The organism is Pseudomonas bohemica, assembly GCF_002934685.1.
GTDB classification, from domain to species: domain Bacteria; phylum Pseudomonadota; class Gammaproteobacteria; order Pseudomonadales; family Pseudomonadaceae; genus Aquipseudomonas; species Aquipseudomonas bohemica.
Map to the genome: position 1 here is coordinate 19288 of NZ_NKHL01000077.1, position 16446 is coordinate 35733.

Sequence of the window (16446 nt, forward strand, 5' to 3'; positions counted from 1 at the left end):
CGGAAAATGCGATATTTGAAAAAAGACCAGCACGGCTTCACCCTGATCGAACTGATGATCACCGTCGTCATCGTCGCGATTCTGGCTGCGATTGCTTATCCGTCCTATACCCGATACGTGCAGCGTGGTTATCGTTCGGAAGGCATTGCAATGCTGAACGATGCGGTCGCCCGGATGGAGCGGTACTACGCGCAGAACAACACCTACGCGACGGCTACCACTCCGGCGGCAATCGGTATTACCAACACCACGTCCGCCAACAACAAATACACCCTCAGCATCTCGGGTACGCCGACGGCCATTACTTACACCGTGCAGGTCGCGCCGATCAACGCTCAAACCAGCGACAGCTGCGGGACATTGAGCATTACGCAAGACGGTACCAAATCTCCCACTGACGCCGACTGCTGGAAGTAGCAGCTACCGCCCCCAACACCCCCGCACACTGGCATCGCCCGACATCCCCACATTGTCGCGCCTGCCAGTGTTTTCCAGCACGAACCCGCCGCACTTGTCCCCGCTCATCAATGTGCCACCCACCGGCATCGCCTTCAGCACGAACGTCTGTTCCGAACGCTCGACATCGATGGCATAAAAATCGCTCCCCTGTGAAACCTCATGCTTGCGAACAGGCGGCCCGATAGCGTCCGAATATTGCCCAGCCCGTGAGTAGAATCGCTCCAGTTTGTGCGCTTCCTCGACCAACAAGGCGGCGATTTCCGAGCGGCGGATTTTGCGGGTGTGTTCGGTGTAGGTCGGGTACGCGACACCTGCGAGGATTGCGATGATGGCGACCGTGATCAGCAATTCAATCAGGGTGAATCCTCGTTCTGCCATCTGTCCTGCCCTCATTGTCGCTGCCGCCACATGATCCGGCGCTCGCCTGTGTGAATGCTTTCGAGCACCGTACGCGCCGTGCCGTGAATGCCGATGGCTGTCACCCGATACAGCGCTTGTGGCTCCACGGGGTCGACCATGCCGGCGGGGTCTTCGGTTTGGCCGAGATGTTGAATGCCAAAGAACCCGCCACTGCTCGCCACCCACCTCACACCGGATGCTCCGCCCGCGCCGCCAGCAGACAGAGTCAGCGCCTCAGGGGGCGGCAGGCACGTCAGTGGGGTTGAGCATTCGGGCTGCGAAAAGCCTGGGGTGCTTACGCTTGCCTCTGCCGTTCGCAATAAGGCTTCGGCCAGCTGAAACGAGACATCGCGCAGTCCCAGGCCGCCCGCCACTTTTTCCTGGAGCGTAGCGTTTTGCATGGATGAGGTCCCAAGCAGGGTCAGGAGCATGAGAAACACCAGGCTGACAATCAGTATTACGCCGCGTTGATGCTTCATCTGTCGCTCCTCAACCAATGCGATTACGAAGGGTAGCGACGACATTGAAGGTCTGTTCACGCGTGCGGTCGGCCGGGTCGAACAGGGTCAACGTCAGCCGCACACTGCGAATCAGCCGAGGCTCGGGCTGGGCGGTGTAGCGCGCAACCCGCGACGCACCGTTCGAATCAGCCACGCCGAACAGCACGTTGAAACCGCGAACGTTGCTCAACAGCGGCTGCCCATCGAGCGTCAGCTCGCCTCGTTGCGCGTTGAGCCGATAGACATGACGCTGAACAGGCAACGCAAACTCACCGGCTTCCAGCGCTGGCGCGCGGCCGCGAGACCAAGCCGTGGCCGTCGTCGCGCAATCAGTGTGTACGACCCAGTCATACCAGGATTGGGCAGTGCCTACGGGAGCGGTCACCAGGGTCAAGGATTGCTGCCGGGCATCCCACTGAACTGGTGCGTGAAAAGCGCTGGAAAACCCGCCCCCGAGACTGGCGTCGCGAACGCTGCCCAAACATCCAAACATGCCCACCAGGCGCACCTCCTGGACCATCTTGGCCAGTACGAAGCGCGCGTCTTCCTGCAGGCTGGCGGACGATGTCTGACTCAGCCAGGTGCTTTTGAACGCAACGAATATCTGCGACAGCGCCAGGGACAATACAAGGCCGAGAACCAGCGCCAGCATGATCTCGACCAGGCCGAAACCTCTGTTTCTGGCGATCACGGCGGTGTACCTCGCTCAGCCCTGATCAGGCTGTACAAGGTCATTGTCTGCCTCAATGCACCCTCGCCCTGTGCCCGATCGTCGTCCCAGTCCAGCGTGACAGTCACCCTGGCTCCGGTCGCCGCGACAGAGGCCTGCGCACTCTCTCCCGCCACCCGCCGTATCTGATCGGCGAAATCGAAAAGGTCCTGATCACGAGGAATTGCAGGATTACCCGAGGTGGGCGCCTGACTCAGAGAAGCCAGCGTGTAGTTAGCGTCAGGGTTGGCGCGGATGCGTTCCAGCAGGTCGTGGGCGATGAAGCTGATCTGAGTGCTGCGCAGGGCGCTGTCGGTGTGCTTCAAAGCGTTGAGCTGCAGCATTGCCACGCCCAAAACGCCGATGGAGAGCACTAGCAACGCCACCAGCACCTCGATCAATGTCACTCCTGTCTGCGCTGATCCCATGTTCATCGAACACCCCTGCTGACCCTGTTCAGGGGACATTGAAGCTGATCAGCCGAAGTCTGCCCGGGAGGTGTGTAACCGCAGCTTGCGGACATATCGGCTGACAATCGGCAGCCTTGTCACAGGCGCTGGACGGGCGTTTGCTAGGGCCCGCTGAGGTCAGGGAGTGGCAGAGATGAGGCACAAAGGGCTGACACTGATAGAACTGCTGGTGGGGCTGGTGTTGATCGGGGTCGTCGCGACGTTGGCGGCACCTGCCTTTGCGGCGCTGGTCGATTCGCAACGGCGTCAGGACACCGCCCAACAACTGGCAAGCAGCCTGCGCCTGGCACGCGTCGAGGCGATTCTGCGCAGCCAGCCAGTGATCGTGCAGGCAAGGGAAAGCGATTGGAGTCAGGGCTGGCGTGTGTACGTGGACGTCAACCGCAACCAGTTCCAGGATGACGATGAAACGGTATTGGTCGAACGCAGCGGCCACCGCAATGTGAAGGTGGTCGGCAACGGTCGGGTGGCGATGCGGATTGGCTTCGATAACACCGGGAGACTGCTCAACAACGCCAACGGCACACTGGCGGTTTGCCTGAAAGACTCACCTGCCAGTCACTACCAGATAGCAATTGCCGTGACGGGTCGGGTGACCCTTCGCAGCAACGGCTTCACGACCGAGCCCTGCTCGTGAAGCAGATCGAGCGGTTTACAGGATCGATTTGACCCGCAGTTCCTTGGGCATCGAGAAGGTGATGTTTTCCTCACGGCCCGCCAGTTCGTCCGCGCCGGTCGCACCCCAGGCCTGCAACTGCTCGATGACGCCACGCACCAGCACTTCTGGAGCCGATGCCCCTGCGGTAATACCGATGCGCTGCACGCCGTCGAACCAGCTGCGCTGCATGTCCTCGGCACCGTCGATCAGATACGCCGGAGTTGCCATGCGCTCGGCCAGCTCACGCAGCCGGTTGGAGTTGGAACTGTTCGGGCTGCCGACCACCAGTACCACATCGCACTCATCGGCCAGCTGCTTGACCGCGTCCTGACGGTTTTGCGTGGCGTAGCAGATGTCATCCTTGCGTGGCCCGCCGATGGCCGGGAAGCGCGAGCGCAGTGCGTCGATCACGCGGCTAGTGTCGTCCATGGACAACGTTGTCTGAGTCACGAACGCCAGTTTCTCGGGATTGCGCACCTGCAGATTGGCGACGTCTTCTTCATCCTCGACCAGATAAATAGCCCCGCCATTGCTGGAGTCGTACTGACCCATCGTGCCTTCGACTTCTGGATGCCCTTCGTGACCGATAAGGATGCACTCCCGGCCATCGCGGCTGTAGCGGGCAACCTCGATGTGAACCTTGGTCACCAGCGGGCAGGTCGCATCGAACACTTTCAGGCCACGGCCGGCGGCCTCGGTGCGTACCGCTTGGGACACGCCGTGGGCACTGAAAATGACGATGACGTCGTCCGGCACTTGATCGAGCTCTTCGACGAAGATCGCGCCGCGGCTGCGCAGGTCTTCGACGACGAATTTGTTATGAACCACTTCATGGCGCACGTAGATCGGCGGGCCAAACACTTCCAGCGCGCGATTGACGATTTCGATCGCACGGTCCACCCCGGCGCAGAAGCCACGTGGGTTGGCGAGTTTGATTTGCATGATGTGCCTCGTATCTACGCGCAATGAAACATAAAAACGAAAAGGCCCCGAGCGATGCCGGGGCCGATCAGACGCCAGACAATCAGAGCGCCTTCACCTCGAAGATTTCCACTTCGAAGGTCAACGTCTTACCGGACAGCGGATGGTTGAAGTCGACGGTGACCTGGTCGTCGTCGAACGCCTTCACTACGCCCGGCAGCTCAGTATTGGCCGCATCGTTGAAGATCACCAGCAGGCCTTCGGCCAGTTCCATGTTCTGGAATTGCGAACGCGGCATGATCTGCACGTTTTGCGGGTTGGGCTGACCAAAAGCGTTTTCCGGCGGCACTTCTATCCTGCGCTTGTCACCAGTCTTGAAACCGAATATCAGCGCCTCGAAACCCGGCAACAAACTGCCGTCACCGACCTTGAACGTCGCCGGAGCTTTGTCGAAGGTGCTGTCAACGGTCTCGCCGTTTTCCAGGTACAGAGCGAAATGCAGGGTAACTTCCGTGTTCTGACCGATGCGTGTTTCTTGCGTGGCGTGTTCAGTCATGAACGGGCTCTCCGGTTTTCTTGCTCTTGAACATATCCAGGGCAAGCATGATCGCGCCGACAGTGATGGCACTGTCGGCAAAGTTGAAGGCTGGGAAGTACCATCGAGTGTCCCAGTGCACCAGCACGAAGTCGATGACGTGGCCGATCGCGATACGGTCGTAAAGATTGCCCAGCGCGCCCCCCAGCACCAATGCCAATGCGACCGCCAGCCAAGTCTCGTTACGCCCAAGACGCTTGAGCCAGATCACCAGCACCGCACTGACCACGACGGCGATCAGGGCGAACAGCCAGCGCTGCCAGCCGGAGCTGTCAGCCAGGAAGCTGAAAGCCGCGCCGGTGTTGTAAGCCAACGTCCAGCTGAAGTAACTGGGGATGACCACGATCTGCTGATACAGGCTCAGTGCGTTCTCGAAGTAGAACTTGCTGGCCTGGTCAATGACCACGACCAGCACGCTCAACCACAGCCAGCCTAGACGGCCCGAACGGCCCGCCGACGGATTAGGCATAGTGACGAACCTCACCCGCGCCGCTGATGTTGTCAACGCAACGACCGCAGATTTCCGGATGCTCGGCGTGTACGCCAACGTCTTCGCGGAAGTGCCAGCAACGTGCGCATTTGGTGTAACCAGACTTGACCACCTTCAGCTTCAGGCCCTCCACTTCGGTGACTACGGCATCGGCCGGCGCGCTGGCGAACGGCGCGATGCCAGCCTTGGAGGTGATCAGCACGAAACGCAGTTCGTCACCCAGCTTGTCCAGGTCGCCCGTCAGATCGTCTTCGGCGTAAAGGGTCACTTCGGCTTGCAGGTTACCGCCGATGGCTTTCGCCGCGCGCTGGTTCTCCAGTTCCTTGTTGACCGCGGTCTTGACCGCCATGATCCGCTCCCAATAGGCGCGGTCCAGCTCGAAGCCTTCCGGCAACTCGCTCAGGCCTTCGTACCAGGTGTTGAGCATGACCGACTCGTTCCGCTCGCCCGGCATGTACTGCCAAAGCTCGTCGGCAGTGAACGCCAGGATTGGTGCGATCCAGCGAACCAGCGCTTCGGAGATGTGGAACAGCGCGGTCTGGCACGAACGGCGGGCCTTGCTGTTGGCGCCCGTGGTGTACTGCCGGTCCTTGATGATGTCCAGATAGAAACCGCCCAACTCCTGCACGCAGAAGTTGTGCACTTTTGAGTAGACGTTCCAGAAACGGTATTCGCCGTAGTGCTCTTCCAGCTCGCGCTGCAACAGGAGCGCGCGGTCGACCGCCCAACGGTCCAATGCCAGCATTTCCTCGGCAGGCAGGATGTCGGTGGCCGGGTTGAAGCCGCTCAAGTTGGAGAGCAGGAAACGCGCGGTATTGCGGATACGGCGATAAGCGTCGGCGCTGCGCTGCAGGATGGTTTCCGAAACGGCCATCTCGCCCGAGTAATCGGTGGCCGAAACCCACAGACGCATGATGTCGGCACCCAGGGTGTCGTTGACCTTCTGCGGGGCGATGACATTGCCCAGGGATTTGGACATCTTGCGGCCATTCTCGTCCACGGTGAAACCATGGGTCAGCAGCTCACGGTATGGTGCGTGGTTGTCGATGGCGCAACCGGTCAGCAGCGAGGAGTGGAACCAGCCGCGGTGCTGGTCGGAACCTTCAAGGTACAGGTCGGCGCGTGGACCGCTTTGGTGCCCCATCGGGTGCGAACCGCGCAGGACATGCCAGTGCGTGGTGCCCGAATCGAACCAGACGTCCAGGGTGTCGGAGATTTTGTCGTACTGTGGTGCCTCGTCGCCCAGCAGCTCGGCAGCGTCCATCTTGAACCAGGCTTCGATGCCTTCGTTCTCGACGCGCTTGGCGACTTCTTCTATCAGTTCGACAGTGCGTGGGTGCAACTCGCCGCTTTCCTTGTTCAGGAAGAACGGGATCGGCACGCCCCAGTTGCGCTGACGGGAGATGCACCAGTCAGGACGGTTGGCGATCATCGAATGCAGACGCGCCTGGCCCCAGGCCGGTACGAACCTGGTGTCTTCGATGGCCTTGACGGCACGGTTGCGCAAGGTATCGCCCGACACCGGCTGCTTGTCCATGCCAACGAACCACTGCGCGGTGGCGCGGTAGATCAACGGGGTCTTGTGGCGCCAGCAGTGCATGTAGCTGTGGGAGATGGTTTCGGTGTGCAGCAGCGCACCCACTTCCTGCAGCTTGTCGATGATGTTCTGGTTAGCCTTGAAGATGAACTGACCACCAAAGAACTCAAGCGACTGGCTGTACACGCCGTTGCTTTGTACTGGGCTGATGATGTCATCGTTGGTCAGGCCATAGCTTTTGCAGATCACGAAGTCATCGAGGCCATAGGCTGGCGAGCAGTGGACGACACCGGTGCCCGCGCCCAACTCGACGTAGTCAGCCAGATAAATCGGCGACAGGCGCTCATAGAATGGATGGCGGAAGTTGATCAGTTCCAGCGCGGTACCAGGCGCGGTGGCCAGTACCGAGCCTTCGAGGTTCCAGCGCTTGAGGCAGGCTTCGACCAGCTCCTCGGCCAGCACCAACAACCTGTCGCCGACATCGACCAGCGCGTAGTTGAATTCAGGATGAACGTTGAGCGCCTGGTTGGCGGGGATGGTCCACGGGGTAGTGGTCCAGATCACAATGGCAGCAGGTTTGCTCAGGCTCGACACACCAAATGCAGCGGCGAGCTTGTCGGCATCGGCGATTGGGAAAGCGACGTCGATGGTGGACGACTTCTTGTCCTGGTATTCGACTTCCGCTTCAGCCAGGGCCGAGCCGCAATCGAAGCACCAGTTCACAGGCTTGAGGCCCTTGAACACGAAGCCGTTCTTGACCATTTCCGCCAGCGCACGGATTTCCCCGGCTTCGTTGGCGAAGTCCATGGTGCGGTAAGGGTTGGCCCAGTCGCCGAGCACGCCCAGACGAATGAATTCGGCCTTCTGGCCTTCGATCTGCTCGGCCGCATAGGCACGGCACAGCTCGCGAGTCTTGTCCGCTGGCAGGTTCTTGCCGTGCGTGACTTCGACCTTGTGCTCGATTGGCAGACCGTGGCAATCCCAGCCTGGAACATAAGGCGCGTCGTAGCCCGACAGGGTCTTCGAACGGACGATCATGTCCTTGAGAATCTTGTTGACCGCATGACCGATGTGAATATTGCCGTTGGCGTACGGAGGACCGTCGTGCAGAACGAACTTTGGACGATCCTTGCCAATTTCCCGCAACTTCTGGTACAGGCCAATGCTGTCCCAGCGCTGCAGAGTTTGCGGCTCGCGCTGGGGCAGGCCGGCCTTCATAGGGAAGGCGGTGTCCGGAAGATTAAGCGTGGCTTTGTAGTCGGTCATTTCAGGCTCTAAGTTAGCGGTTGACCATGCCCCAATGGGCACGGGCGGCAGCGACATCCGCATCGATCGCCGTCTTAAGCGCCTCAAGCGAGGCGAAACGCTGCTCATCACGCAGCTTTTGGTGGAAGACCACCGTCAGGCGCCGGCCATAGATATCACCGGCAAAATCCAGAAGATGTATTTCCAGGTGGGGACGTCCATCCCCAGCCACGGTCGGCCGCACGCCAATGTTGGCAACACCCGGCCAGACCTTGCCATCGATCTCGGCGCTGACCAGATACACCCCGGTCAACGGCACGCGACGACGCTTGAGCTGCACGTTGGCGGTGGGCGTACCCAGCTGGCGCGCAAGCTTCTGGCCATGCAGGACACGGCCGGAAATTTCGAAAGGCCTGCCCAACAGATGCTCGGCAAGGGCAAAGTCGCTGGCAGTCAAAGCGTTACGTACCTTGGTGCTGCTGACGCGGACGCCGTCGATTTCCACGGTTTGCGCGGCCTCGACGGTGAAGCCTTTTTCTGCGCCGACCTTTTGCAGGAAATCGAAATCCCCGAGCCGGTCACAACCGAAACGAAAGTCGTCGCCGACTTCCAGATGCTTCACGTGCAGGCCGTCGATCAATACGGTGTCGACGAACTCTGTCGCGCTCAGCTTGCTCAAGCGCTGATTGAACGCCAGGCAGAGCACCATATCGACGCCCTCGGCTGCCAGCAGATCGAGCTTGTCACGCAGGCGAGCCAGGCGCGCAGGTGCGGTCTCTGGCGCAAAGAACTCCCGTGGCTGCGGCTCGAAAATCACGACGCAACTGGGCAGGCCCAATTCCACGGCACGCTCGCGCAGCCGCGCCAGGATAGCCTGGTGACCACGATGAACGCCGTCGAAATTGCCAATGGTGGCGACGCAGCCCCGATGCTGGGGGCGCAGATTGTGAAGGCCTCGAACCAGCTGCATAACGCGCTTCTTGCTCATAAAGTGGCCGATTATAACCACACACTGCCCTCAACGACAGGCGACACATCCAGCCAAACAACAACAATCGGCGTTAACCGGCAAAAACCGACGATTGATCCTACATGATCGCCTGGCGGGCGAAATCCTTCAGACGAAAGCCCAGCAGCAGCAACATGCCGAAATACGCCACGACGCCTGCAGCCACAAGCCCGCCCAAACGGATAAAGCGCTCGAGCATCTGCCCGTCGGACCAGGAGGGCATCACATGCATCAGGCCCAGCAGCACGGCGGACATCACCGAAACCGCCACCACCAGCTTGATCAGAAACACCGGCCAACCCGGCTGCGGTTGATACAGATCCTGGCGACGCAACTGCCAAAACAGCAGCAAGGCGTTCAAACACGCGCCCATGCTGATCGCCAGCGCCAACCCCGCATGGGCCAATTGCACGCCGTAGACGAACAGCACGTTGAATGCTTGAGTGACGATGAGGGTGAAAATCGCGATTTTTACTGGGGTACGAATATTTTGTTGGGCGTAGAAGCCCGGCGCCAGCACCTTGATCACGATGATACCCAGCAGGCCCACGGCATAGCCGATCAACGCGCGTTGGGTCATCGCGGCATCCGTCGCACCGAACTTGCCGTACTGGAACAGCGAAACGGTCAACGGCTCAGCCAGAAGTCCGAGCGCCAGCGTGCAGGGCAGAACCAACACGAAGCACAGCCGCAGGCCCCAGTCGAGAATCCGCGAGTACTCCTGGCGATCCCTGCTGGCGTAGGTCTTGGACAGAATCGGCAGAAGAATCGTCCCCAGCGCTACGCCCAGCACTCCCGACGGCAGCTCCATCAGTCGGTCGGCGTAGTACATCCACGAAACCGACCCCGCCACCAGAAACGAAGCAAAAATGGTATTGATGATCAGGGAAATCTGGCTGACCGAGACACCGAGCATCGCTGGCAGCATTTGCCTCATCACCCGCCAGACGCCGGTGTCTCGCAGATTAAGCCGAGGCAGTACCAGCATGCCAATTTTCTTCAGGTGCGGCAGTTGATACAGCAACTGCAGCAACCCGCCGGCCAGCACCGCCCAGCCCAGCGCCATGACCGGCGGGTGGAAATACGGGGTGAGGAACAGTGCGAAAAAGATCATCGCCAGGTTGAGCAGCGTCGGCACGAACGCCGGCACCGAAAACCGGTTCCAGGTATTGAGGATCGCCCCGGCCAGCGAAGACAGGGAAATCAGCAATATATAAGGAAAGGTCACGCGCAGCAGATCAGAGGTCAGCTGGAATTTTTTCGGCGTGTCGGCAAACCCCGGCGCCGTGGCCCAGATCACCCAGGGCGCGAAGATAATGCCCAGCACGGTGACCAATGCCAGCGCCAGGGTCAGCAAACCGGTGACATAAGCGACAAAGGTGCGGGTCGCCTCCTCCCCCTGCTGGCTTTTGTATTCGGCCAGGATCGGCACGAACGCCTGCGAGAACGCGCCCTCGGCGAAAATCCGACGCAGAAGGTTCGGCAATTTGAAGGCGATGAAGAAGGCATCCGTTGCCATTCCTGCGCCGAAAGCCCGGGCGATGATGGTGTCGCGGATAAAACCCAGAACCCGCGAAAGCATTGTGATAGAGCTGACGGCGGCAAGCGATTTGAGGAGATTCATCTAAAGGTTGTGCGCCCGACCAAAGGAAGCGCCAAAGCGCGTTCCATTTATGCGATACTCCGCGCCGCAAAACAGCACTGAGCCAAAACCCGCGAGTTTACAGGTCGTACGCCGGAAAGAAATATCCTCGGCATCACACGGCGACCACTCAGCGGAACGCATCAACCGCCCTTGACAAGCATCAAACTCATCGGCATGATTCGCGGCCTATTTTGTTAGCTATTTCCCAAGTCTTTCGAGGAGCTCGACGGTGGCCAACTCACCTTCCGCCAAAAAACGTGCAAAACAGGCTGAGAAGCGTCGCAGCCACAACGCCAGCATGCGTTCCATGGTACGTACCTACATCAAGAACGTAGTTAAAGCCATCGACGCAAAAGACGCTGAAAAAGCGCAAGCTGCTTATGTTCTGGCCGTGCCAGTTATCGACCGTATGGCCGATAAAGGCATCATCCACAAGAACAAAGCTGCTCGCCATAAAGGTCGCCTGAATGGCCACATCAAGGCTCTGAACCTTGCTGCTGCTGCCTAAGCGATCTGCTTGTTAAAAAACCGACCTCAGGGTCGGTTTTTTATTGCCTGCGATTCGGGATTTGGCGCTGCATGATCGGCAGAAGACAACTGTGGGACTGAGCTTGCTCACGAAGACTGACTTTCAGGCGCCAAAGCTGTTGTGAATTTATCGAAGCATCGTGAGCAAGCTCACTCCCACAGGTGCGAGATCCAGCTACCTCACGGAGAAGGCGCCGGCGCCCACGGTAAAATCGGGATCGCTGTCACCGCATTCTGCGGACTGCCTTCTATGATCCGATCGCTGTAGACCAGATACACCAGCGTGTTGCGTTTCTTGTCGAGAAAGCGAACCACCTGCATGGTCTTGAACACCAGCGAGGTGCGCTCCTTGAACACCTCGTCGCCATCCTTGAGCTCTTCCTTGAAATGGATCGGCCCTACCTGGCGACACGCAATGGACGCCTCGGCACGATCCTCGGCCAAGCCCAGACCACCTTTCACGCCACCCGTTTTGGCACGCGACAGATAGCAGGTCACACCATCGACCTTCGGATCATCGAACGCCTCGACCACGATCCGGTCGTTGGGGCCGACGAACTTGAACACCGTCGACACCTGGCCAATCTCTTCAGCCGATGCCAGCAAAGGCAGCAACAGCAGCGCACCCAGCATTCCCTTCATGACTCGCATTACAACTTCCTTATCAAGGGACCCCCGATTCAGACCAGAATCAGGTTGTCACGATGAACCAGCTCAGGCTCGGCCATATAACCCAACACCTTGACGATGGAGTCGGATGGCTGACCAATGATCTTTTGCGCTTCAAGCGCGCTGTAGTTACTGAGGCCACGGGCAATCTCGCGACCATCGGCGGCAACACACACCACCATTTCGCCGCGACGGAAACTGCCCTGTACCAGCTTCACCCCCACCGGCAGCAAGCTCTTGTTGCTTTCGGCAAGCGCCTTGACCGCACCATCGTCCAGCACCAGCGTGCCACGGGTCTGCAGATGTCCCGCCAGCCACTGCTTGCGTGCCGCCAGCATGCCGCGTTCAGGCGACAGCAGCGTGCCCAGGCGCTCACCGGCCTTCAGACGCGCCAGCACGCGCTCGATGCGACCCCCGACGATCACCGTGTGCGCCCCCGAGCGCGCAGCCAGACGCGCCGCACGCAGCTTGGTCTGCATACCGCCACGCCCCAACGCGCCGCCAGTGCCACCCGCAACGGCATCCAGCGCAGGATCGTCGGCGCGAGCCTCAAAGATCAATTGCGCTTCAGGGTTGTTGCGCGGATCGGCATCGAACATGCCGTCGCGGTCGGTAAGGATGACCAGCAGATCGGCCTCGACCAGATTCGCCACCAGCGCAGCCAGCGTGTCGTTGTCGCCAAAACGAATCTCGTCCGTGACGACGGTATCGTTTTCGTTGATCACTGGCACCACGCCCAGCTCCACCAGCGTACGCAGGGTACTGCGGGCATTCAGGTAGCGCTTGCGGTCGGAAAGGTCATCGTGGGTCAGCAGGATTTGCGCAGTATGGCGGCCGTGCTCGGCAAAGCTGGATTCCCAGGCCTGCACCAGCCCCATCTGGCCGATCGCTGCCGCCGCCTGAAGCTCATGCATGGCACTCGGTCGCGCAGCCCAGCCCAGGCGACTCATACCGGCAGCCACCGCGCCGGACGAAACCAGGACCAGTTCGACGCCCGCCTTATGCAGCGCCACCATCTGCTCGACCCAAACACCCATCGCGTTGCGATCAAGACCTTTGCCGTCCGCTGTCAGCAGCGCACTTCCGATCTTCACAACCCAACGCTGGGCACCTGTCACCTTGCTCCGCATGATCTTTAACCTTAAGCCAGAGAGTACGAATTCGACATACTAAAACGCCGCGATTAAGCGGCGTTGTAGTTTACTTCACTGAGTCACTCGCGGACGTAAATGATTTCCGGACCATCTTCGTCGTCCACATCTTCTTCGTCCCAGTCATCATCACCGATGTCATGCACGCTCTTCACGCCGCTGCGGCGCAGGGCGCGCTGATCGTCCAGCGCCTGCAACTGAGCACGCGCCTCGTCTTCGATGCGCTGATCCAGCTCGGCCAGCTCTTCGGCGTATGCCGGGTCGTTGGCCAGACGATCGGCGCGATCTTCGAGGTAACGCATGATGTCGTGGCTCAGGCGATCGGTGCCCTCTTTGGCAATCGCCGAGATCACGTACACAGGACCGGTCCAGCCCAGGCGATCGATGATCTCCTGCTTGCGCTCTTCGTGCTCTTCTTCGAGGATCTGGTCGCACTTGTTCAGCACCAACCAACGATCACGATCCGCCAGCGCCGGGCTGAATTTGATCAGCTCATTGACGATGACTTCTGCCGCGTCAGGCGCGCTGCTTTCATCCAGCGGCGCCATGTCGACCAGATGCAACAACAGACGGGTACGCGCCAGGTGCTTGAGAAAGCGAATGCCAAGGCCAGCACCGTCCGACGCACCTTCGATCAGACCCGGAATGTCGGCAATAACGAAGCTCTTCCAGCGATCGACACTGACCACGCCCAGGTTCGGTACCAGCGTGGTGAATGGGTAGTCAGCCACCTTCGGCTTGGCGGCCGAAACCGAGCGAATGAACGTACTTTTGCCAGCATTCGGCAAACCGAGCAGGCCAACGTCAGCCAACACCTTCAGCTCCAGCTTCAGATCACGCTGGTCGCCCGGCTTGCCCGGCGTGGTTTGACGTGGCGCGCGATTGGTACTGGATTTGAAGCGGGTATTGCCCAGACCATGCCAACCACCGTGAGCCACCAGCAGACGCTGACCGGCCTTGGTCAGATCGCCGATGATTTCCTGGGTACTGGCATCGATCACAGTGGTACCGACCGGGACGCGCAGAACCAGATCCTCACCTTTGCGACCGGTGCAATCGGTGCTGCCGCCATTGGAGCCGCGTTCGGCGTCAAAGTGGCGGGTATAGCGGTAGTCGACCAGGGTGTTGAGGTTTTCGTCGGCGATCATGTAGATCGAGCCGCCATCACCACCGTCGCCGCCGTTGGGACCGCCGTTCTCGATGAATTTTTCGCGACGGAAGCTCATGCAACCGTTGCCGCCGTCACCGGCCTTCACCCGAATGGATACTTCATCAACAAATTTCATAACGCACGCCTCCCGTCACAAAGACGAGCAAACAACATAAATTCATAAGGCTCTTGCAAAGATGAGCGTTGCGATACCGATCAAAAACCAGCGACTTCACACCACAACGGCCCACACAAACAGCTTTGCAAGAGACTCACCAAAACCAGAGCTTCTACAAACAAAAAAGCCCTGTCGCGAGACAGGGCTTTTTCTGCTGACGCAAGATTATGCCGCGACTTCAGTCTTCGGCACGATGCTTACATAGCGACGACCGAAGGCGCCTTTAACCTGGAACTTGATCACGCCTTCGACTTTAGCGAACAGGGTGTGATCCTTGCCCATACCAACGCCGTAGCCAGCGTGGAATTGGGTACCGCGCTGACGCACGATGATGTTGCCCGGAACGATTACCTGGCCGCCGTACATCTTGACGCCAAGGCGTTTGGCTTCTGAGTCGCGACCGTTACGGGTACTACCACCAGCTTTTTTGTGTGCCATGAGTTCAATACTCCTATTAGGGTATCAGGCTGAAATTCAGGCCTGGATACCGGTGATTTTGATCTCGGTGAACCACTGGCGGTGGCCCATACGCTTCATGTGGTGCTTACGACGACGGAACTTGATGATGCGGACTTTATCGTGACGACCCTGGGAGATCACTTCAGCCACAACGGTAGCGCCTGCAACAACTGGAGCGCCGATATTGACGTCGTCGCCGTTGGCAACGAGCAATACGCGGTCAAAAGTAACGGATTCGCCAGTGGCGACTTCCAGTTTTTCGATTTTCAGGTATTCACCTGGGGCGACTTTGTACTGCTTGCCACCGGTAACGATTACTGCGTACGACATGGTATTTCTCCGAAAATCCTGCTCACCCAGCGCTTTATAAGAAGAGTATCGGCTGGCATGGCTGCATGAGGCTGGAAAGGCCCGACATGCAATTGCGTAAGGCAGGTGCTGCCCAGGAAAGTTAGGGTGCGCGATTGTACGCAAGCCGTGAGCACCTTGCAAGCGGCCCTACGTCACGCCTTGACAGGGTGGGGCCTGCAACCTAGCATGCCGCGCAACCCTTCTGGAGCACGTCTCGCTGATGCAACCCCAAGCCTTCTACCGCGCTGTGGCGGACGACTTTACAGCCGTCGACCACATTATCAAGAAGCAGCTGACATCGCGCGTGCCGCTGGTCTCGAAAATCGGCGACTACATTACCTCCGCCGGCGGCAAACGCCTGCGTCCATTGCTGGTGCTCCTGTGCGGCAAGGCACTGGGCAGCGGCGGTGATAACCTGCGCCTGCTGGCGGCCACCATCGAATTCCTGCACACCGCGACCCTGCTGCACGACGACGTCGTCGACATGTCCGGCATGCGTCGTGGCCGTTCGACCGCCAACGCAATGTGGGGCAACGCGCCAAGCGTTCTGGTCGGTGACTTCCTCTATTCGCGCTCATTCGAAATGATGGTCGAGCTGGGTTCGATGCCGGTGATGCAGATCCTCTCCAAGGCGACGCGCGTCATCGCCGAGGGCGAAGTACTGCAGTTGTCCAAGGTTCGCGATGCCAGCACCACCGAAGAAACCTACATGGAAGTGATTCGCGGCAAGACAGCCATGCTGTTCGAAGCCTCGACCCACAGCGCCGCGGCCCTGGCCAATGCCAGCCACGACCAGAGCGAAGCGCTGCGCACCTTCGGCGATCACCTGGGCGTCGCGTTCCAACTGGTCGACGATCTGCTCGACTATCGCGGCGATGCCGAGACCATGGGCAAGAACATCGGTGATGACCTGGCAGAAGGCAAGCCAACCCTGCCGCTGATTTACACCATGCGCGAAGGCACGCCGGAACAGGCGGCGCTGGTACGCAAGGCTATTCAGAAAGGTGGCCTGGAAGACCTCGACAGCATCCGTGAAGCGGTCGAGAACTCCGGCTCGCTGGATTACACCGCCAAGCTGGCCCGCGATTATGTCGCCCGCGCCATCGCCTGCCTGGACGTCCTGCCCGCCAGCGAGTATCGCGATGCTCTGATCGAGCTCAGCGAGTTTGCGGTAGCCCGTACGCACTGATAGCGCCCTGCTCTACCAAAAAGCCCGTTCATGTGACGGGCTTTTTTTGGCCATATGTCCCGTCCTGAATAAGGTTTACACCTTCTGACCTTTCCTCAGGAGGAACCAATGGATTCGGGAAAAAGGCGCAGTCA

General features: G+C 59.5%; 19 protein-coding genes. 4 read left to right on the plus strand and 15 right to left on the minus strand.

What is annotated here, in order from left to right; genetic code table 11:
- Positions 1–6: 6 nt before the first annotated feature.
- Positions 7–417, plus strand: a complete 411-nt coding sequence (locus CE491_RS03365) for a type IV pilin protein (RefSeq protein ID WP_199884964.1) — start codon at positions 7–9, stop codon at positions 415–417.
- A 3-nt stretch (positions 418–420) separates the two neighbouring features.
- On the opposite strand, the gene CE491_RS03370 is transcribed toward CE491_RS03365, so the two are convergent.
- From CE491_RS03370 to pilV, 4 genes are read right to left on the minus strand one after another with little or no spacing between them, the layout of a single operon-like run.
- The gene (locus CE491_RS03370) at positions 421–837 is read right to left on the minus strand and encodes a type IV pilin protein (protein ID WP_234407496.1); all 417 of its coding nucleotides are present in this window, start codon (positions 835–837) and stop codon (positions 421–423) included.
- Between the two features lie 11 nt (positions 838–848).
- A complete protein-coding gene (locus tag CE491_RS03375) occupies positions 849–1337 on the minus strand; it encodes a pilus assembly PilX family protein (RefSeq protein WP_110946949.1) in 489 nt (162 codons plus the stop codon).
- A 10-nt stretch (positions 1338–1347) separates the two neighbouring features.
- On the minus strand, positions 1348–2046 hold the full coding sequence (locus CE491_RS03380) for a PilW family protein (RefSeq protein WP_407681322.1): 699 nt from the start codon (positions 2044–2046) through the stop codon (positions 1348–1350).
- Complete coding sequence (gene pilV / locus CE491_RS03385) at positions 2046–2501, minus strand: type IV pilus modification protein PilV (RefSeq protein ID WP_110946951.1); 456 nt, start codon at positions 2499–2501, stop codon at positions 2046–2048. Before pilV ends, CE491_RS03380 begins: the two co-directional genes overlap by 1 nt.
- Before the next feature lie 169 nt (positions 2502–2670).
- Here pilV and CE491_RS03390 point away from each other — a divergent pair, with 169 nt between their 5' ends.
- Positions 2671–3174, plus strand: coding sequence for a GspH/FimT family pseudopilin (locus CE491_RS03390; protein ID WP_110946952.1), 504 nt, complete (start codon positions 2671–2673; stop codon positions 3172–3174).
- 15 nt (positions 3175–3189) lie between these two features.
- Here CE491_RS03390 and ispH read toward each other — a convergent pair whose 3' ends face one another.
- From ispH to murJ, 6 genes are all read right to left on the minus strand, one after another.
- On the minus strand, positions 3190–4137 hold the full coding sequence (gene ispH, locus CE491_RS03395; protein ID WP_110946953.1) for a 4-hydroxy-3-methylbut-2-enyl diphosphate reductase: 948 nt from the start codon (positions 4135–4137) through the stop codon (positions 3190–3192).
- Between the two features lie 82 nt (positions 4138–4219).
- Positions 4220–4672: an FKBP-type peptidyl-prolyl cis-trans isomerase gene (locus CE491_RS03400; protein ID WP_110946954.1), complete on the minus strand. Its 453-nt coding sequence runs from the start codon at positions 4670–4672 to the stop codon at positions 4220–4222.
- On the minus strand, positions 4665–5180 hold the full coding sequence (lspA, locus tag CE491_RS03405; RefSeq protein ID WP_110946955.1) for a signal peptidase II: 516 nt from the start codon (positions 5178–5180) through the stop codon (positions 4665–4667). Before lspA ends, CE491_RS03400 begins: the two co-directional genes overlap by 8 nt.
- The gene (gene ileS, locus CE491_RS03410; protein WP_110946956.1) at positions 5173–8004 is read right to left on the minus strand and encodes an isoleucine--tRNA ligase; all 2832 of its coding nucleotides are present in this window, start codon (positions 8002–8004) and stop codon (positions 5173–5175) included. The genes lspA and ileS overlap by 8 nt, the downstream gene beginning before the upstream one ends.
- Positions 8005–8017: 13 nt before the next feature.
- Entirely contained in the window at positions 8018–8953 is a 936-nt protein-coding gene (gene ribF, locus CE491_RS03415) for a bifunctional riboflavin kinase/FAD synthetase (RefSeq protein WP_110946957.1), read from the minus strand.
- Positions 8954–9071: 118 nt separating this feature from the next.
- On the minus strand, positions 9072–10616 hold the full coding sequence (murJ, locus tag CE491_RS03420; RefSeq protein ID WP_110946968.1) for a murein biosynthesis integral membrane protein MurJ: 1545 nt from the start codon (positions 10614–10616) through the stop codon (positions 9072–9074).
- Positions 10617–10866: 250 nt separating this feature from the next.
- Between murJ and rpsT the strand changes: the two genes are divergently transcribed.
- Complete coding sequence (gene rpsT, locus CE491_RS03430; protein WP_110946958.1) at positions 10867–11145, plus strand: 30S ribosomal protein S20; 279 nt, start codon at positions 10867–10869, stop codon at positions 11143–11145.
- Positions 11146–11345: 200 nt separating this feature from the next.
- Here rpsT and CE491_RS03435 read toward each other — a convergent pair whose 3' ends face one another.
- The 5 genes from CE491_RS03435 to rplU all read right to left on the minus strand — a co-directional run bounded on the left by CE491_RS03435 (position 11346) and on the right by rplU (position 15102).
- Positions 11346–11816: a CreA family protein gene (locus CE491_RS03435; protein ID WP_110946959.1), complete on the minus strand. Its 471-nt coding sequence runs from the start codon at positions 11814–11816 to the stop codon at positions 11346–11348.
- Between the two features lie 29 nt (positions 11817–11845).
- Positions 11846–12964 (minus strand): glutamate 5-kinase, encoded by a 1119-nt coding sequence (gene proB / locus CE491_RS03440; RefSeq protein ID WP_110946960.1) that lies wholly within the window; start codon positions 12962–12964, stop codon positions 11846–11848.
- 83 nt (positions 12965–13047) lie between these two features.
- Positions 13048–14271 carry an Obg family GTPase CgtA gene (cgtA, locus tag CE491_RS03445; protein WP_110946961.1) on the minus strand — a complete coding sequence of 408 codons (1224 nt, stop codon included), beginning with the start codon at positions 14269–14271 and terminating at the stop codon, positions 13048–13050.
- Between the two features lie 207 nt (positions 14272–14478).
- Positions 14479–14751, minus strand: a complete 273-nt coding sequence (gene rpmA, locus CE491_RS03450; protein ID WP_037015434.1) for a 50S ribosomal protein L27 — start codon at positions 14749–14751, stop codon at positions 14479–14481.
- Positions 14752–14787: 36 nt separating this feature from the next.
- Positions 14788–15102, minus strand: a complete 315-nt coding sequence (gene rplU, locus CE491_RS03455) for a 50S ribosomal protein L21 (RefSeq protein WP_110946962.1) — start codon at positions 15100–15102, stop codon at positions 14788–14790.
- Between the two features lie 241 nt (positions 15103–15343).
- Between rplU and CE491_RS03460 the strand changes: the two genes are divergently transcribed.
- Positions 15344–16312: a polyprenyl synthetase family protein gene (locus CE491_RS03460; protein WP_110946963.1), complete on the plus strand. Its 969-nt coding sequence runs from the start codon at positions 15344–15346 to the stop codon at positions 16310–16312.
- Positions 16313–16446: the final 134 nt, after the last annotated feature.